Raw genomic sequence first — 15,463 nt, 5'->3', positions numbered from 1 at the left:
CTATTTCAACGGAGGCATTGGCTTCCAATTAGGATCATGCAAAATTTTTCTGCTTGCAATCCAACCAGTAAAAAGCTTTTTAACGCCACTTAAAATATGCTCACGATTTACAGCAACAAGCCTAATAAGCTCTTTTGCAGCAGTTAATGCTGTTCCAAGAGCAAACATAAATGGTCTAAAATCTCCGTGGATCATAAAGTAGCGCGCCATAAAGCCACGATTTCTCATAATATGGTAACGATTCATGTCGGAAGTGGAATTTAGTTGGCGAACACCAGCAATATCCCAATTAGGAATATTACGAGTTCTGCGAAGAATAATGTCATTTACAACAATCGGATTCGTAACTTTGCTAGCAAGATAGCCATAAGTAGTGTCATCCCAATAAATAAAGTAGCGCGAATCTGGAAGTCCGATTTTCTCTACAATATTGCGCTTAAACAATCCACCTTCAAAGCACATTGTGTTCATAACGCGGTAGCCCGATGGCCCAAATGCTGCTGGAGCGATTGGATTAGGAATTCCAAGAGAAACAATAAAGTTATATTGCCAATAAAAATCGCCACCGTCGTAGTCTAAACGGCTTCCTTGAATAACATCGTGGCTTTTAGTCCACTTGCAAAGACGCTCAATAGATTCTGGAACAGTTTCAACATCATCGTCCATAACCCAAAACCATTGTGCGCCAAGCTCATACGCTTTTTTAACGCCAGCACTAAAACCGCCAGCTCCCCCAAGATTGCTACTTTGTGGCGCGTAAACAACGCGGTTTGAATCGCCAGAATCGTCCGCGCTAGAAGCGCCCCATCTGCGCGAAAGAATATCGCCTAGATCATACACCATTTTGCGCGTTTTTTCGCTACTTTCGTTGTCTACAATAATAATTCGCCAAGGGCATTGATTCAGGCACTCAAAAGATTTAAAAAGATTTGCAAGAAGCTCCTGGCGCTTATAAGTAACAACAATAATCGCAAGCTTATCTATAGAATTAACAGAAGTATTCGTAATTTCACTCATGCTTTTAATCTTACACTTAGCATTGCCATCAAAAAAACGTTACAAGTCAAAAGTTACCCAAACGTGCTAAATGTTCTTAGCACTTAGCAATAAATGTTCTTAGCATAAGATAAAAATAAAGTGTAGTTTCAGGGAAGGTGAAAATCCTTACTGGCGGTAACGAGGTAATTCTTGAATTAGTGAATTGTCTCGAAGCCCGCGAGCGGCACCACTGCTGCTGATTCGGTTAAAATCCGAAGCCAACGGTTAAAGTCCGGATGAAAGAAACGGAGGCTCTAATGAGCATTTCACGCGAAAATAATCATAAAACAAGCAATCACACAGCAAATAATCACGCAACTTACTCTGGCACAAACTATTGGTCAAGCGAAAAAATTGCTAAATACGCGCTATTCGTTGCGCTCTCTATTGCTGTAAGCTTTATAGAATTTCCACTTATTCCAGACGTAAACTACCTTAAATACGATCCTTCGGGAATTGTGTGTTTAATTGCAGGATTTGCATACGGACCATTCGCCGCTGCAATCGTAAGCGTACTAGGATTTGCTCCACACTTCTTCACTAACCCGTTTGGCGCAATAATGGCAATATTGGTTTCAATGGGCGCTTCTGTTAGCGCTGCAATCGTCTACAAAAAAATTAGAACCAAAGAAGGCGCTATTATTTCGCTTGTGGTTGGCTCTGTAGTTGCGATTGCTCTTGCAATAGTCGGAAATCTTATTATTACGCCGCTTTATGCTCATATTAGCGTTGAGCAAGTTGCTGCTCTTATAGTTCCAGCTCTGCTACCGTTTAATGTGATTAAGCTTGCGATTCATTGCGTAGTAACTATGCTTGTTTATAAGCCTGTTTCAAAACTTCTTAACTACAACAAATAGTAAACAAATAGCATTAGCCAAAATAGCATTAGTCAATTAAGTAAAAAGCAAGCTAATTATGCAAAGCAATAAAGTTATTCAAGATAAAGCAAGTGACAAAACAAGCTACAAAGACGAAAAAAGCAATACGGATTATTGTGCTAAAAAAGATAATGCTGTTTCTTTGCAAAAAGTTCGCTTTAGCTATGATGGCGGAAAAACTTGGATTCTAGACGGAATAGATCTTGAAATTGCATATGGTCAAAGAATCTCAATAATCGGCAAAAATGGTAGTGGAAAGTCCACGCTAGCTAAAATTATTGCAGGACTTTCTTCCCCAGATTCTGGAATTGTTACGCTATGCGGAATAAAAGTTTTTGAAGCAAACAATGTTGATTCAAAAGCGTACCAAAAAGCACGAGAATCTATTGGAGCATTGTTTCAAAGCCCAGAAGACCAAATCGTTACAACAGTTGTAGAAGACGATGTTGCTTTTGGGCTTGAAAACTTGTGCGCTTCTAAAGAATTTATGAAGCAAAATATAAGCAAAGCTTTACGCGCTGTAAACATGGAAAATCACCGTTTTAGCGACCCAAGCAATATGAGTGGAGGTCAGCAGCAGCGCGTTGCTATTGCGTCGTCGATTGCTACAAAATCAAAACTTCTTGTATTAGATGAGCCTACAAGCATGCTTGATTCTTGCGCAAAAGCAGACGTAAATAAGCTTTTTGACAAATTACAAACGCGCGGCACAACAATCGTTCAAGTAACACATAAGATTAGCGAATGCAAAAATGCGGATCGAATATTAATGCTAGAAAATGGAAAATTGCGTGATGTAAGTTTATTGGAATTAGAAGAATTCTACGCGGAAAAATCGCCAGCTGTTATTGGATCAAAAAGCATGACGGAAAATGTAGAAAAATCAAATGCAGAAAATTCGAATGCAGAAAGCAAAAATAAACGTGATTCGAATAAAACAAACAAGAATGCAGCAATTGAAATATCTAATTTAAGTGTGAGCTATGCAAATAGTCAAAATCCAATAATAAGAGACTATTCTCTAAGCGTAAAAGCAGGCGAAATCGTTGCAATAATGGGAAAAAACGGGTGTGGAAAATCCACGCTCGCAAAAGCAATATGCGCACTTATTAAATACGATTCTGGATCTATTTGCGTAAACGGAATAAAAATTAGCGAGAAAACAAGCAAATCACAAATGCGAGGAATTCGCAAAAACATTGGTTACGTTATGCAATTGCCAGAACAGCAACTTTTTGCGCAAACTGTTTTTGAAGACGTAGCATACGGTCCAAAAAACTTTGGATTAGAGGGATGCGAATTGCGTTCCATAGTATTGAACGCACTAAAATCATTGCATATTGAACATTTAGCGCAAAAATCCCCATTCGAGCTTTCTGGAGGCCAGCAACGATTAGCAGCAATCGCGGGAATTTTGGCTTGCAATCCAAAAATCTTGGTTTTAGACGAGCCTACAGCAGGATTAGATTTTGAGTATGCAAAAATCGTGCTAAAAATTTTAAGCGATTTACACAATAAAGGCGTAACAATTATTGTTATTACGCACGATTTTAGTGAAGCAAAAGCACTTGGAGCGCGCATAGTTACGTTAGATTCGCGCAAAAAGAAGGAAATTCAAGAACACGCACAAGACGAAAAGCTTGAAAATGCTAGCGAGAATGGTAGCGAAAACAAAAATAAGTCATTGCTAAGCTTATTCAATACGCGAATAATACTAATATCATGCTTAATTCTTATGTTTAGCGCGTTTAGCATTACAAACTTCTATCAACTAGGAATTCTTGCACTGTCAACGCTTGCTCTAATATTTCTCGCTAGAATATCGCCTATAAAATTATTCTTGTCATTGCACATGTTTATTGCAATATTCGTATTTTCTGGATTGTTTAATCTTCTAGTTGTGCATTCTGGAAGAGGACTTTTTAGAATCGGACCGATATTAATAACAGACGATGGAATAAAGTTTGCAATACTTTTCGCTTCAAGATTTTCGCTTGTTATACTAATCGGGTCAATAATTGTACTAACCATAAGCCAAACGCGATTGACTGAAGCATGCGCGTCTATTATTTCGCCTCTTAAAAGCGTAGGATTGCCAAGTCAAGAAATTGCTCTTATTATGAGCCTTGCTTTACGATTTTTGCCAACTCTTGCAAAAGAAGCAGAATCTGTTGCTTTAGCTCAAATTGCAAGAGGCGGAAACATAAAAGACGGGTCTATAAAAAAGCGATTGCAAGCAATAACATCTCTTATAGTTCCAGGATTTGCAAGCGTGATTCGGCACGCAAACACACTGGGACTTGCGCTAGATTCCAGATGCTACGTTCCTGGAGCTAAACGCACACACTTACATACAGAGAAAATTCACATAAAAGACTTTGCGCTTTTAATAATTACATTAGGCATTGTGTGCGGAATAATTTTTGCTGGAATATTTATATAACTGATAATTGGAATATTTGTATATTGAACTCATTGAACGTGTTGAACGCGGATTCTTACGGTTAATGTATAATCCGATAAGCATTGAAAATTTAAGCGTTACAAGTAGATAATCAATAGTCGATAGTTGGTTGTTGATAATTGCGTTTAACAATATAGCGTTTTGACGTTTTAATGTTTTGAAAATTGGCGTTTTAACGTTTTATGCATGTTGAACGCGATTTGGAAGGAAAATAATGGCATTAACTAAAAAGCAAATTAAGCAATTGCGCGCGCTCGCTAACACTTTAAGCCCATTGCTTTACGTTGGAAAAAACGATATTAGCGATGCTGCTGTTAAGCAAGCAGACGAAACAATGCAATCTCACGAGCTTATGAAGTGCGCTGTGCAAGATGGCTCTGGCTTAAGTGCTAAAGAAGCTGCGCAGGAACTCGCAGAACATCTTGGTGCAGAAGTCGTTCAAGTAATTGGCAACCGCTTTGTGCTGTTCCGCGTTTCAAATCGCGAAGATATTGACCACATTATGCTTGTTCGTGAATAAAACTCTCTTAAAAAAAAAAATAGTAATACTGCATTAAAAGGCTTCTTAAAATTCTAAGGAGCCTTTTAATTATCGACTTTATTTATTGTCATCGGGATTGTGGAGAATATTGCGGATTTGAGATAAACGTTGTGAAATCTCGTGCTCGTATCCGCGATTATTTGGGTGATAATATTCGCGGCCAACTAGCTCATCTGGCATATATTGTTGAGATGCAACAGCTCCTGGGTAGTCGTGAGCGTACTTGTAGCCTTCGTGATTTCCCCAACTTTTCATCAAAGCAGTCGGAGCGTTACGCAAATGAAGAGGAACTTGACCAATATTTCCAGCATCAACATCTTGCAAAGCCTTATTAATCGCATTATAGCTTGCGTTTGATTTTGGAGCAGTTGCTACAGCAATCACAGCTTCCGAAAGAATAATCCGCGCTTCTGGCATGCCAATTAAAGCAACCGCTTGAGCTGCAGCAACAGTTACTTGCAAAATTTGCGGAGCCGCCATACCAACTTCTTCGGCAGCAGCAATCATAATTCGCCTTGCAATAAAACGCGGGTCTTCCCCAGCTCTAAGCATTCGCGCTAAATAATGCAAAGAAGCGTCAACATCACTTCCACGCATTGACTTAATAAAAGCAGAAATCACATCGTAGTGGTCGTCTCCATCTTTGTCGTAACGAACTGTAGTAGTATCCATTACGTTAGAAACAATATCGGCAGTAATAACAGGCTTCTTTTTGCCATGCTGCAAAGCAACATCTCCTGTTACTGCTCCTGCAGCCGCCTCTAAAATCGTAAGAGTTTTGCGAGCGTCTCCCCCGCTTAAACGAATAATTGAATCTATTGCATCGTCATCAATCTTAAGCTGATTATTAAGACCATTTTCGCTTGAAATTGCGCGTTCTATAAGCGTGCGCAAATCTTCTACACTAAGAGACTCAAGTTTAACAACTACTGATCTGCTAAGTAGTGGCTTAATAATTGAAAAGCTTGGATTTTCGGTAGTAGCACCGATAAAAGTTACATCGCGATTTTCTACGCTTGGAAGCAAAGCATCTTGCTGTGATTTAGAAAAACGATGAACTTCGTCAATAAACAGGACTGTTTCTTGACTTTTACTAACTAAACGCTCATGCGCGCGATCTAACACCGCTCGAACATCTTTAACTCCAGAAGTTACAGCAGAAAGCTCTTCAAACACGCGACCAGACTGTTGAGCCACAATATAAGCAAGCGTAGTTTTACCAACTCCAGGAGGCCCAAACAACACAACAGAACTTGGAGATGTAAGAGAACCTTTAGATTGCGGATTTGCAAGCCTGCGCAAAGGCGAACCATCTTTTAGCGCATGAGTCTGCCCAAGAACGTCTTCGATAACGCTCGGTCGCATACGCACAGCCAATGGACGTGTTACATCGCTAGGCGCACTACTTGCTGTAAATAAATCCTGAACCATAATCTAAGTATACTCAATCCATAGAACAAACGTTCGACTATATTTTAGATTTTGCATAAAACATAAGTAAAATATAAGCAAAACGCAAATAAAACTTAAGTAAAACAACACTAAACGTGCGACACGCTGTAGTCAAAGAACACAACTTCGCCTGTATCTTGTGTGGAATCCAAATCAACAATTCCAGTAATAGCCCAATTATGGTCTCCGTCCGAATCGTCAATAATCTGCCGAACTTTCCACGAATGCTCATTTTTTTCTAGAGAATCATCCAAAATAAACAAGTCTCCGCCACGAGCTTTGGCATCTATCCCAACATACTCATGTTCGTCGTAATAGTCGTCAAGCACATCATTCCACTCATGAACGCCGTAACCCCAAGCTTTGTCAAGCTCTCCCAAAGCATCCGCATCTTCCAAATCCATAAGTTGCACGCGGCGGAACATTGCATTTCTAATCAACACAATAAGTCCTCTTCGATCCGCAACAACAGACTCAGAAGTTCCAGGCGCAGCCGTAGTTACTGCACTAGCTTCAGCGTCCGACCCTCCAGCACTCTCCCACTCGTCAACCAAACTCGAATCAATAGAGCGCACAACAAGTCGAAGCCACGAAATAATATCGCGCAATTCTTCGTTAAGCATGTCTTCTGGCACAGTTCGAGCAAGCGAACGATAAGCGTCCGAAAGGTAACGAAGAAGCGTTCCTTCACTTCTAGCAATGCCATAGCGCGAAATATAGCCAGTAAAATCAGAGGCGGTTTCAACCATGTCTCGAAGCACAGATTTAGGCTTAATCCAGTAGTCGTTTGCCCACGGAACATCTTTGCGATATTGCGCAAAAGCAGGCTCAAGCAAATCTTCAAGAGGCTTAGGGTAGCTAACTTCCGCTAAGCGTTCCATGCGCTCCTCGTAATCAATGCCATCATCTTTCATGCCAGCCATTGCAGCATCGCGAGCTTTACGCTCTTGCGCGCGAAGAACAGGCTTAGGATCATCTAAAGTTGACTCAACCATAGAAATTACGTCAAGCGCGTAGCTTTGAGATTCTGGGTCAAGAAGTTCCAAAGCTGCGAGCAAGAACGGAGAAAGTGGCTGATCTAAAGCAAAACCCTCTGGCATAGCAACATCAAGATCATAATCGCAAGAACCATCCGAAAACTCTCTGCATTCAATCACTTGAGTATCGAGCAGAGTTTGGAAAATATCGTTGCAACGCTCAAGCAATTTTTCTTTATCTTGCGGCTTTTGTGCACTATCTTCAATAAGTTTTTCAACGCGTGCTTTAGCGTCTCCGCCTTGCGTAACTTCGTTCAAAATCATTGAGTGCGTTACAACCATGTGCGGATTCAAAGTTTCTGGAGCGCTTTCAATAAGCTTAGTAAACGTTGGCTCACCCCAAACTACAAATCCTTCTGGAGCCTTTTTACGTTTAACTTTTTTAAGCTTTTTAGGGTCGTTTCCGGCTTTTGCAACAGCGCGCGCGTTTTCAATCTCGAACTCTGGAGCCTCTGCAACTACTAAGCCCTCTGTATCAAACCCCATTCTGCCTGCACGACCTGCAATTTGATGAAACTCGCGAGCGCGAAGCTTTCGACTACGGTTCCCGTCAAATTTTGTAAGAGCTGTAAGCACAACAGAGTGAATTGGCACGTTAATACCAACGCCAAGAGTGTCTGTGCCACAAATAACGGGCAGCAATCCTTGCTGAGCTAGCTGTTCAACAAGCCTGCGGTAGCATGGAAGCATGCCAGCATGATGTACGCCAACGCCAGTGCGCAGTAGCCTTTGCAAAATTTTGCCGAAACCTGTAGTAAATTTAGTGCCTTTAATCGCTTGAGCAATTTTGTCTCGCTGCTCTTTGCTAGAAACTCCCGTGCTTGCGAGCGCTTGAGCTGTTTCTAGAGCTGCATCTTGGGAAAAATGAACTACGTAGATTGGCGTTAAACCCTTGTTAAATAAGAGTTCTACAGTTGCAGCAAGTGGCTTATCTATGTACTCGTATTCGAGTGGGATTGGTCTTGGAGCGTTAGCAATAATATCAACACTACGATTTGTTGATTTTTCTAATCGCTGTGCAATGTCTGACACATCTCCAAGAGTTGCGCTCATAAGCAAGAATTGCGTATTTGGAAGCGTAAGAAGAGGCACTTGCCAAGCCCATCCTCGCTCTGGGTCTCCATAGTAGTGGAATTCGTCCATTGCAACGCAATCAACTTTTGCGTTTACGCCTTCTCTTAAGGCTTGATTTGCTAAGATTTCCGCTGTGCAGCAGATTATTGGAGCATCCGCGTTAATATGCGAGTCGCCAGTAATCATGCCTACGTTGTCTCGCCCAAAAATCGCAACTAAATCGAAGAATTTTTCGGATACAAGTGCTTTGATTGGCGCAGTGTAGTAGGAGCGTCTGCCAGTGGCAAGTGCCGCAAAATGCATGCCGAGCGCTACTAGCGATTTTCCAGAGCCTGTTGGAGTATTTAAGATTACGTGGTCTCCTGCAAGCAAATCCATAACAGATTCTTCTTGATGCGGCCACAAATCTACATGCTTGTTAGTTTTAACCCAATCAACAAATGCTTGAAAAATCTCATCTTCGCTAGCATGATGCAAATCAAGAGCTAACTCGCCTAATCCAGCCATATTCCGCTCCTACTTTACTTACGCTTTAATCGCAACTTTAATCGCAGATTTATTTGCGATTTATTATGATTAACCTGCGATTTTACTTGCGCTTCTTTTTATCTCGTACTTTTACGGAGATTTGAATAGGAGTTCCCTCGAATCCAAATTCTTCTCTAAGAGAACGCTCAATAAAGCGACGGTAGCCGTGCTCTAAGAATCCAGTTGCAAATATTACAAAACGCGGAGGGCGCGTAGAAGCTTGCGTTGCAAACAAGATTCGCGCTTGCTTTCCACCTCGCAAAGGATGTGGATGAGCAGACTGAATACGGCCTAAGAAGGCGTTAAGCTTGCCTGTAGGAATGCGCTTATCCCAGTTTTCTAAGGCTGTTCGCATAGCGCGCGCAAGACGGTTAGTATGCCATCCTGTTTTTGCAGAAAGATTAACGCGTTCAGCCCAAGTAACGCGCTCAAACTCAGTTTTCCACAAGCGTTCCATGCGCTGCCTAGAGAATTCGTCCATCAAATCCCACTTATTAAACACAAGTACGATTGCGCGACCTGCATCCACAGCCTGGCTCATAACTTTTAGATCCTGCTCTGCAATCGGCTGAGAAGAATCAAAAAGAATCAAAGCAAGTTCCGAGCGTTCAATCGCAGCTTGCGTACGTAGTGAAGAATAGTATTCGGCGCCAGTAAGCTTGTGCTGCCTGCGCTTAATACCAGCCGTGTCAATAAACAGCCAGTCCTCGCCGTCTACGCGCACAACTTCATCAACAGGGTCTCGAGTAGTTCCAGCCAAGTCGTTTACAACAGAACGCTCTTCGTGAGCTAAATGGTTCAAAAGCGAAGACTTGCCAACGTTTGGACGTCCAACTAAAGCAACTCTGCGAAGACCTTGCGGAGTTAAGAATCCAGAAGTCTTATTCGCTTTCTTTAAAGATGCAAGAGCTGCGTCAAGCAAATCTCCCACGCCTCTTCCGTGCATTGCAGAAATTCCGTAAGGCTCGCCCATTCCAAGCTTCCAAAACTCTGCAGTCAAATACTCGCTTCTAGCGTCGTCAACCTTGTTAACTGCCAAAGTAATAGGCTTACCAGCAGCGCGAAGCATTGAAACAATACGCTCGTCGGTAGCTGTTAAACCAACTTGACCGTCTACTAGGAAAATCACAGCATCGCTTAAACGCACTGCTACTTGCGCTTGCTGAGCAATCGAAGAATCAATACCTTCAACATCTGCTTCCCAGCCGCCAGTGTCAACAAGCTTAAAGTTGGTTCCAGCCCACTCAGCATCGTAGCTTACGCGATCTCTAGTAACGCCTGGAGTATCTTCTACAACAGCAACTCTGTGACCCAAAATACGGTTTACAAGCGTTGATTTTCCAACGTTTGGTCGGCCTATAACGGCAATTACTCCAACAGCTTTAGCGTCTTTCGACTCATCTTCGCCTGCTAAATCTCCGCTAAGAAGCGCACGGTCTTCATCGTCAAGATCGTAGCCTTCAAGATTTGCAGCATAACGGTCGTACTCATCCTGCTCAATTGCATCGTCAACCATCTCTACAAGAGCGTCAAGAGTCTGCTCAAAAGTCAAATCAGAATTATCTAAAGTTGTAACACCGTCTGCTGCTTTAAGAAAATGCGTAACTTTAGCATCTTTAGCGTCGCGAGCGCGAATATCGTCTTCTTCTAAAGATTCATTATTCTTAGATTCATTATTTTGCGAATTTTCTTGCGCAATATCTTGCTTGTTTCTTCGAGCTTGGCGCACTTCTTCGCGCGCAGTAAGAAGCACTCGAACTTGCGCATTAGGAGCCACAACAGTAGTAATATCGCGGCCTTCTGCAACAATTCCTTCTCCGCCAGAGAAAGAATCCCCAGCAGACTCTGAAGCAATATATGCGCGTTGAGCAGCAATAAGCATGCGTCGAACTGCAGGAATCGAAGAAACAGTAGACACGCGCGAAGAAACTTCGCTGGAACGCAATTCTTCGCTAATATCTTCACTATCAATTACGACTACAGGATTTTTTGGATCAACGCTAAATTCAGCATGATCTTCCGTAAACAATGCTCCAACAGCTTCAACAATTTGATTAAAGCGTTCCGCATCTGCAGAATTTGTTGGATTTCCTTCTTCATCCAACTCAAGTTGCTTGCTTAAATCAATTCCTTGCTTTAAGCACCACCATGCTGCAGCTCTATACATTGCACCCGTATCTAAATACGCAAAACCGTAGTATTGTGCTAAAGCGCGAGAAGTAGAAGACTTACCAACTCCTGCTGGTCCATCAATTGCTACACAAATCACAGGCCAACCTCCTTAGAAAGCGAGCGAACTTCTACTTGCGAAAGCACGCGGTAAGACCCAGCTTTTAAGTCACCCAACTTAATAGGGCCGATTTGCGTACGAACAAGACGCTTTACAGGAAAGCCAACAGCTCCAAAAATCCTACGCACAATTCGATTCTTACCAGAATGCAAAACAACTTTTACGATTGTTGCATCGTGATTCTGATCGATTATTGCGCATCTGTCTAGCTTAATCCAGCCGTCTTCCAGATTTACGCCTTGCGAAACTAGCCTGCGGCAAACCATTCCGTTGATTTTGCCTTCAACAGTTGCAATATACGTTTTTTCAACTTCGTACTTTGGGTGCATAACATGCTGGCTTAACTCGCCATCGTTGGTCATTAAAATAAGACCTTCCGAATCGTAGTCCAAGCGACCCATGTGGAAAATTCGCTCGTATTTGTCTCCAACAATATCTCTTAAAGTAAAGCGACCTTTTGGATCATCCATTGCGCTCAAAACTCGCTTTGGCTTATTAAGCGCAAGCGTTACAAGCTTGTGATTGAACTTTACTCTGGATCCGTCTACGCGAATTTTTTGCTTACTTGGATCTACTCGAGTTCCGAGTGTTGTTACAAGCTCATCATCCACTTCAACACGCCCATCGAGAATAATCTCCTCACATTTGCGTCTTGAACCAAATCCCGCTTCAGCAAGTAGCTTTTGCAGTCGAACGGCATTTTTGTCATTTGAATGCGCCTGATTGGCGCGGGAATATGCGTTTGGCATCGTTCTCCCAACGTGACCTATTGTATTAATTTAATATTATTGATGTTTTATTTATGGCCATTTTTGCGTATTTATTAATAATTTTTAATCATTTTTTAATACTCACAGCAAATTGCCACGTTTTTCTATGTTAGCGTATGGCATAGCCGTGATACTATAGCAAACGTTTGGTTGTGTTGCTAATAACAAAACAACATAAAAACAACACAACACGTACACATTAACGTAAGGAATTGTTATGAACAACACTTTGCAAAATAAATGTTCAAATGATGAGCAAAAAGCATCTGCTCCTGCACCTCTTATTTTTAGGATTTTTGCTGAATTTATTGCAAGCGTTTTTGCAATATTTACTATTTACACGTTCTCTTCTGTTGTAACAGCAATGTACGGCGTGAACGTTCTTTTGATTGCTGCAGGAACAGGCTTAGCTTACGCAGCAGCAATCAGTATAGCAGCTAAGGTTTCTGGAGGCCACGTTAATCCAGCAATAACAATCGCTTCTATGCTTACTGGAAGAACCTCTTATATCTCTGGAATTTTATACATTATTGCGCAAGTTCTTGGCGCACTCGTTGCTGCTTCAATAACTGTTTTTATTCTTCCTCAAACTAAAATGGTTCCAGAAAAAACATGGTTTGCTCCTGTTGTAAACGGTTTTGAAAGCGCTTCTATCTCTGCAAATCAACTAAAAAGCGTTAATGCTTCTTTTGGCGTTATCTCCGCATTAATAGTTGAGATTATTGCTGTTCTTATTATTGTTGCAACAGCAATGACGTATACGCGCGAAGATGGTAGTGCTAAATGCACTTATGCAGCACACATGGGTATTGCATACTCGGTTGGAGCTTTTATTACATACCAAATTACTGGATCGGGTCTTAATCCTGCTCGCTCTACAGGTATTGCCATTCTTGCACAGTCTAAGAAATTAGCTACTGCACCATTAAGCCAACTTTGGGTATTTTGGATTGCTCCTGTTTTTGCAGCAGCTCTTGTTGGATTCGTTATGCTTATTAGCAAGCTTGTTCGTTCTTCTTCAAAAGACTCAAACAGTGTTAAAGAATCCAATAATGCTGGCGATTTAAGCTCGGATGATTCTTCCAAAAACACTTCAGTATCTAGCGAAGAATCAGAAAATAGCGAAAATAAAGAAGTTAACCCATTCTATAACGAAGACAAATAGTTAAAACAAAATAGGTTACATAAAAACAAAAATAGAAAAATACGTTATTAGCAAACCAAGTCCTAGTGCAATGCTTATAAAAGAGTCAAAAGCAATGGATCTAACTTTCCAAGGGCTTCGTTGAGAGAAAATTAAGCGTATTATTCCAAGAATGATGGCTGTTGCAGAAATAATAACTGTAGCAGCCATTATTTTTCCTATGAAAGCTAATACAGCGCACACGCATACTATTATTGCCACAATCCATTGCGCATACGGCTTTCCCTCTTTTACTTCCGAAACGTAGATATGATTGTTTGAGTTGTTGGACACGTTGTTATTCACGCTGCTGTTCACATTATTCATTAATTCATCTTTATGCTCAAATTTTAATTCGTTATCTTGGTTCTTCTGGCTAATTGTCATACTTGTATAATACATAAAAAGCCTTGGAAAGTATATTAAATAAAATCCAAGGCTTTTTATGTTAATATGATTGATCGAGTTAATCTAACTGACTAATCAGCTATTTACATAAAGACTAATTTGCAAATAGCGATTGATTTTTAGTGGAAGAAGTGCCTTGTTCCAGTAGTGTACATTGTTACGCCAGCCGCGCGCGCAGCTTCAAACACTTCCTCATCTCTAATAGATCCTCCAGGTTGAACAATTGCGCTTACACCTGCTTCTATTAAGATTTGCGGACCATCAGCAAACGGGAAGAATGCGTCGGATGCTGCAACAGAGCCTTTAGCACGTTCAACGCCATCTGCCAAAGTATTAGCTCTTTCAACTGCAAGATGGCAAGAATCCACGCGATTAACTTGACCCATTCCTATTCCAACAGTTGCTAAATCATGCGCAAGCAAAATGGCATTAGATTTTACGCATCTAAGAGAACGCCACGCAAACTCTAAGTCTTTTAAGGTTTTTTCGTCTGCTGGATTTCCAGAAACAAGAGTCCAATTTTGTGGATTATCTCCAAAATCATCAATCTTATCTGCGCTTTGCACCAACGCGCCTCCGTCAATAGGATGCACTTGCAAACCTAAAACAGGAGGATTTGCAACCTTTAGTATTCGCAAATTCTTCTTCTTAGTGCGCAATAATTCCAAAGCCTCAGGCTCGTAGTCTGTAGCAATAATCACTTCTGTAAAAATTGGACGCACACTTTGTGCCATTTCTAGCGTAACAGTTGAATTGCAAGCAATCACTCCGCCGTATGCGCTTACAGGATCGCAAGCGTGAGCCTTCGCGTGAGCTTCGGCTGCTGTTGCGCCTATTGCTAAGCCGCACGGATTATTGTGTTTGCAAACAGCAACGGTAATTTGTGGAGCAAAATCCCAAACCGCACGCCACGCTGCGTCCGCATCAACATAATTGTTATAACTCATTGGCTTTCCGCCAAGAAGCTCAGCTTGAGCTAAACCGCCATTATGCAACGGATCAAGATAAAGCCCAGCATATTGATGTGGGTTTTCTCCATACCTAAGATTACGTTCAAGAGTCCATGTTCTTGTGTAGTCGCGTGGAAGTAACGAATCTTTGCTTGTTTTATCAAGCGAATCATCATTGTTATCCGTGTTTTCCATCATGCTTTGCGGCATTGGCCAAGCGTTATTAGTCCATTGGCATATTGCAGCATCGTAAGCGGCTGTATGCTCGAATGCTTTATGCGCTAAGTATTCACGCTCTTGCAAGCTAAAACCTTTGCCAGAAGCAATTCGATTAGCAAGCAATTTGTAATCTGCAGGATCTGTAATAACAGCTACAGACTTATGATTCTTAGCAGCTGCTCGAATCATTGAAGGTCCACCAATATCGATTTTTTCAATAATGGCGTCGTTTTTAGCACCGCTCATAACTGTGTTCACAAAAGGATACAAATTTACAACTACAGCATCAAATGGCTCAATATTCAAATCTTTAAGCTGCTTTACGTGATCCGAATTGGTCATATCTGCTAGGATTCCAGCGTGAATATGTGGATCGAGTGTTTTAACTCTACCATCTAAACTTTCTGGGAATCCTGTTACATCCGACACTTGCGTAACGCTTACACCCAATTCTTGAAGCTTTGAAGCAGTTGAACCAGTTGAAACAACTTGAGTTCCACACTTTCTAAAAGCATCTGCCAGCGTTTCTAGTCCTTCTTTGCAAAATACTGAAACCAGTACTCGCTTTATTGACCTTTTACCTGTGGTTATCAGCACATCTGCATTTTGTTCTTGCTCATGTATCTGTTGC

General features: G+C 41.4%; 11 protein-coding genes and 1 riboswitch. Of the genes, 4 read left to right on the top strand and 7 right to left on the bottom strand.

All coding sequences use genetic code 11. The annotated features are described in order from the left end of the window. On the bottom strand, positions 1 to 1,017 hold the full coding sequence (locus MAF46_RS02060; RefSeq protein WP_004130820.1) for a glycosyltransferase: 1,017 nt from the start codon (positions 1,015 to 1,017) through the stop codon (positions 1 to 3). A 120-nt stretch (positions 1,018 to 1,137) separates the two neighbouring features. Then, a riboswitch (FMN riboswitch) is annotated at positions 1,138 to 1,290 on the top strand. Positions 1,291 to 1,295: 5 nt separating this feature from the next. Here MAF46_RS02060 and MAF46_RS02055 point away from each other — a divergent pair. The 3 genes from MAF46_RS02055 to MAF46_RS02045 all read left to right on the top strand — a co-directional run bounded on the left by MAF46_RS02055 (position 1,296) and on the right by MAF46_RS02045 (position 4,900). After that, positions 1,296 to 1,895 (top strand): ECF transporter S component, encoded by a 600-nt coding sequence (locus MAF46_RS02055; protein WP_004130819.1) that lies wholly within the window; start codon positions 1,296 to 1,298, stop codon positions 1,893 to 1,895. Between the two features lie 58 nt (positions 1,896 to 1,953). Then, a complete protein-coding gene (locus tag MAF46_RS02050) occupies positions 1,954 to 4,359 on the top strand; it encodes an energy-coupling factor transporter ATPase (RefSeq protein ID WP_018639261.1) in 2,406 nt (801 codons plus the stop codon). Positions 4,360 to 4,594: 235 nt separating this feature from the next. Next, on the top strand, positions 4,595 to 4,900 hold the full coding sequence (locus tag MAF46_RS02045) for a YhbY family RNA-binding protein (protein ID WP_004117809.1): 306 nt from the start codon (positions 4,595 to 4,597) through the stop codon (positions 4,898 to 4,900). 78 nt (positions 4,901 to 4,978) lie between these two features. Here the strand turns inward: MAF46_RS02045 and MAF46_RS02040 are convergent, their stop codons facing one another. The 4 genes from MAF46_RS02040 to MAF46_RS02025 form a co-directional block, all read right to left on the bottom strand. Next, positions 4,979 to 6,352, bottom strand: a complete 1,374-nt coding sequence (locus MAF46_RS02040) for a replication-associated recombination protein A (RefSeq protein ID WP_018639249.1) — start codon at positions 6,350 to 6,352, stop codon at positions 4,979 to 4,981. Positions 6,353 to 6,462: 110 nt separating this feature from the next. Beyond that, a complete protein-coding gene (locus tag MAF46_RS02035) occupies positions 6,463 to 8,991 on the bottom strand; it encodes a DEAD/DEAH box helicase (RefSeq protein ID WP_018639247.1) in 2,529 nt (842 codons plus the stop codon). Positions 8,992 to 9,073: 82 nt separating this feature from the next. Next, positions 9,074 to 11,281: a bifunctional cytidylate kinase/GTPase Der gene (gene der / locus MAF46_RS02030; protein WP_060785986.1), complete on the bottom strand. Its 2,208-nt coding sequence runs from the start codon at positions 11,279 to 11,281 to the stop codon at positions 9,074 to 9,076. Further along, entirely contained in the window at positions 11,278 to 12,051 is a 774-nt protein-coding gene (locus MAF46_RS02025; protein ID WP_004133164.1) for a pseudouridine synthase, read from the bottom strand. The genes der and MAF46_RS02025 overlap by 4 nt, the downstream gene beginning before the upstream one ends. A gap of 238 nt (positions 12,052 to 12,289) precedes the next feature. On the opposite strand from MAF46_RS02025, the gene MAF46_RS02020 reads away from it, so the two are divergent. Next, complete coding sequence (locus tag MAF46_RS02020) at positions 12,290 to 13,237, top strand: MIP/aquaporin family protein (protein ID WP_060785987.1); 948 nt, start codon at positions 12,290 to 12,292, stop codon at positions 13,235 to 13,237. A gap of 15 nt (positions 13,238 to 13,252) precedes the next feature. Here MAF46_RS02020 and MAF46_RS02015 read toward each other — a convergent pair whose 3' ends face one another. Further along, positions 13,253 to 13,582 carry a DUF3017 domain-containing protein gene (locus tag MAF46_RS02015; RefSeq protein ID WP_373271614.1) on the bottom strand — a complete coding sequence of 110 codons (330 nt, stop codon included), beginning with the start codon at positions 13,580 to 13,582 and terminating at the stop codon, positions 13,253 to 13,255. Positions 13,583 to 13,782: 200 nt separating this feature from the next. Beyond that, positions 13,783 to 15,423, bottom strand: coding sequence for a bifunctional phosphoribosylaminoimidazolecarboxamide formyltransferase/IMP cyclohydrolase (gene purH, locus MAF46_RS02010; RefSeq protein ID WP_032819170.1), 1,641 nt, complete (start codon positions 15,421 to 15,423; stop codon positions 13,783 to 13,785). Positions 15,424 to 15,463: the final 40 nt, after the last annotated feature.

This window comes from Gardnerella pickettii, assembly GCF_029226345.1.
GTDB classification, from domain to species: Bacteria; Actinomycetota; Actinomycetes; order Actinomycetales; family Bifidobacteriaceae; genus Bifidobacterium; species Bifidobacterium piotii.
The sequence above is the reverse complement of the archived record's forward strand: the minus strand, read 5'-3'. Positions and strand labels throughout refer to the sequence as shown.

What these genes read in the sequence shown, in the direction of transcription:
- MAF46_RS02015 (WP_373271614.1), bottom strand. Translation starts at nt 13,582, where the DNA reads ATGAATAATGTGAACAGCAGCGTGAATAACAACGTGTCCAACAACTCA.
- MAF46_RS02045 (WP_004117809.1), top strand. Translation starts at nt 4,595, where the DNA reads ATGGCATTAACTAAAAAGCAAATTAAGCAATTGCGCGCGCTCGCTAAC.
- MAF46_RS02040 (WP_018639249.1), bottom strand. Translation starts at nt 6,352, where the DNA reads ATGGTTCAGGATTTATTTACAGCAAGTAGTGCGCCTAGCGATGTAACA.
- MAF46_RS02055 (WP_004130819.1), top strand. Translation starts at nt 1,296, where the DNA reads ATGAGCATTTCACGCGAAAATAATCATAAAACAAGCAATCACACAGCA.
- MAF46_RS02060 (WP_004130820.1), bottom strand. Translation starts at nt 1,017, where the DNA reads ATGAGTGAAATTACGAATACTTCTGTTAATTCTATAGATAAGCTTGCG.
- MAF46_RS02035 (WP_018639247.1), bottom strand. Translation starts at nt 8,991, where the DNA reads ATGGCTGGATTAGGCGAGTTAGCTCTTGATTTGCATCATGCTAGCGAA.
- MAF46_RS02020 (WP_060785987.1), top strand. Translation starts at nt 12,290, where the DNA reads ATGAACAACACTTTGCAAAATAAATGTTCAAATGATGAGCAAAAAGCA.
- MAF46_RS02025 (WP_004133164.1), bottom strand. Translation starts at nt 12,051, where the DNA reads ATGCCAAACGCATATTCCCGCGCCAATCAGGCGCATTCAAATGACAAA.
- MAF46_RS02050 (WP_018639261.1), top strand. Translation starts at nt 1,954, where the DNA reads ATGCAAAGCAATAAAGTTATTCAAGATAAAGCAAGTGACAAAACAAGC.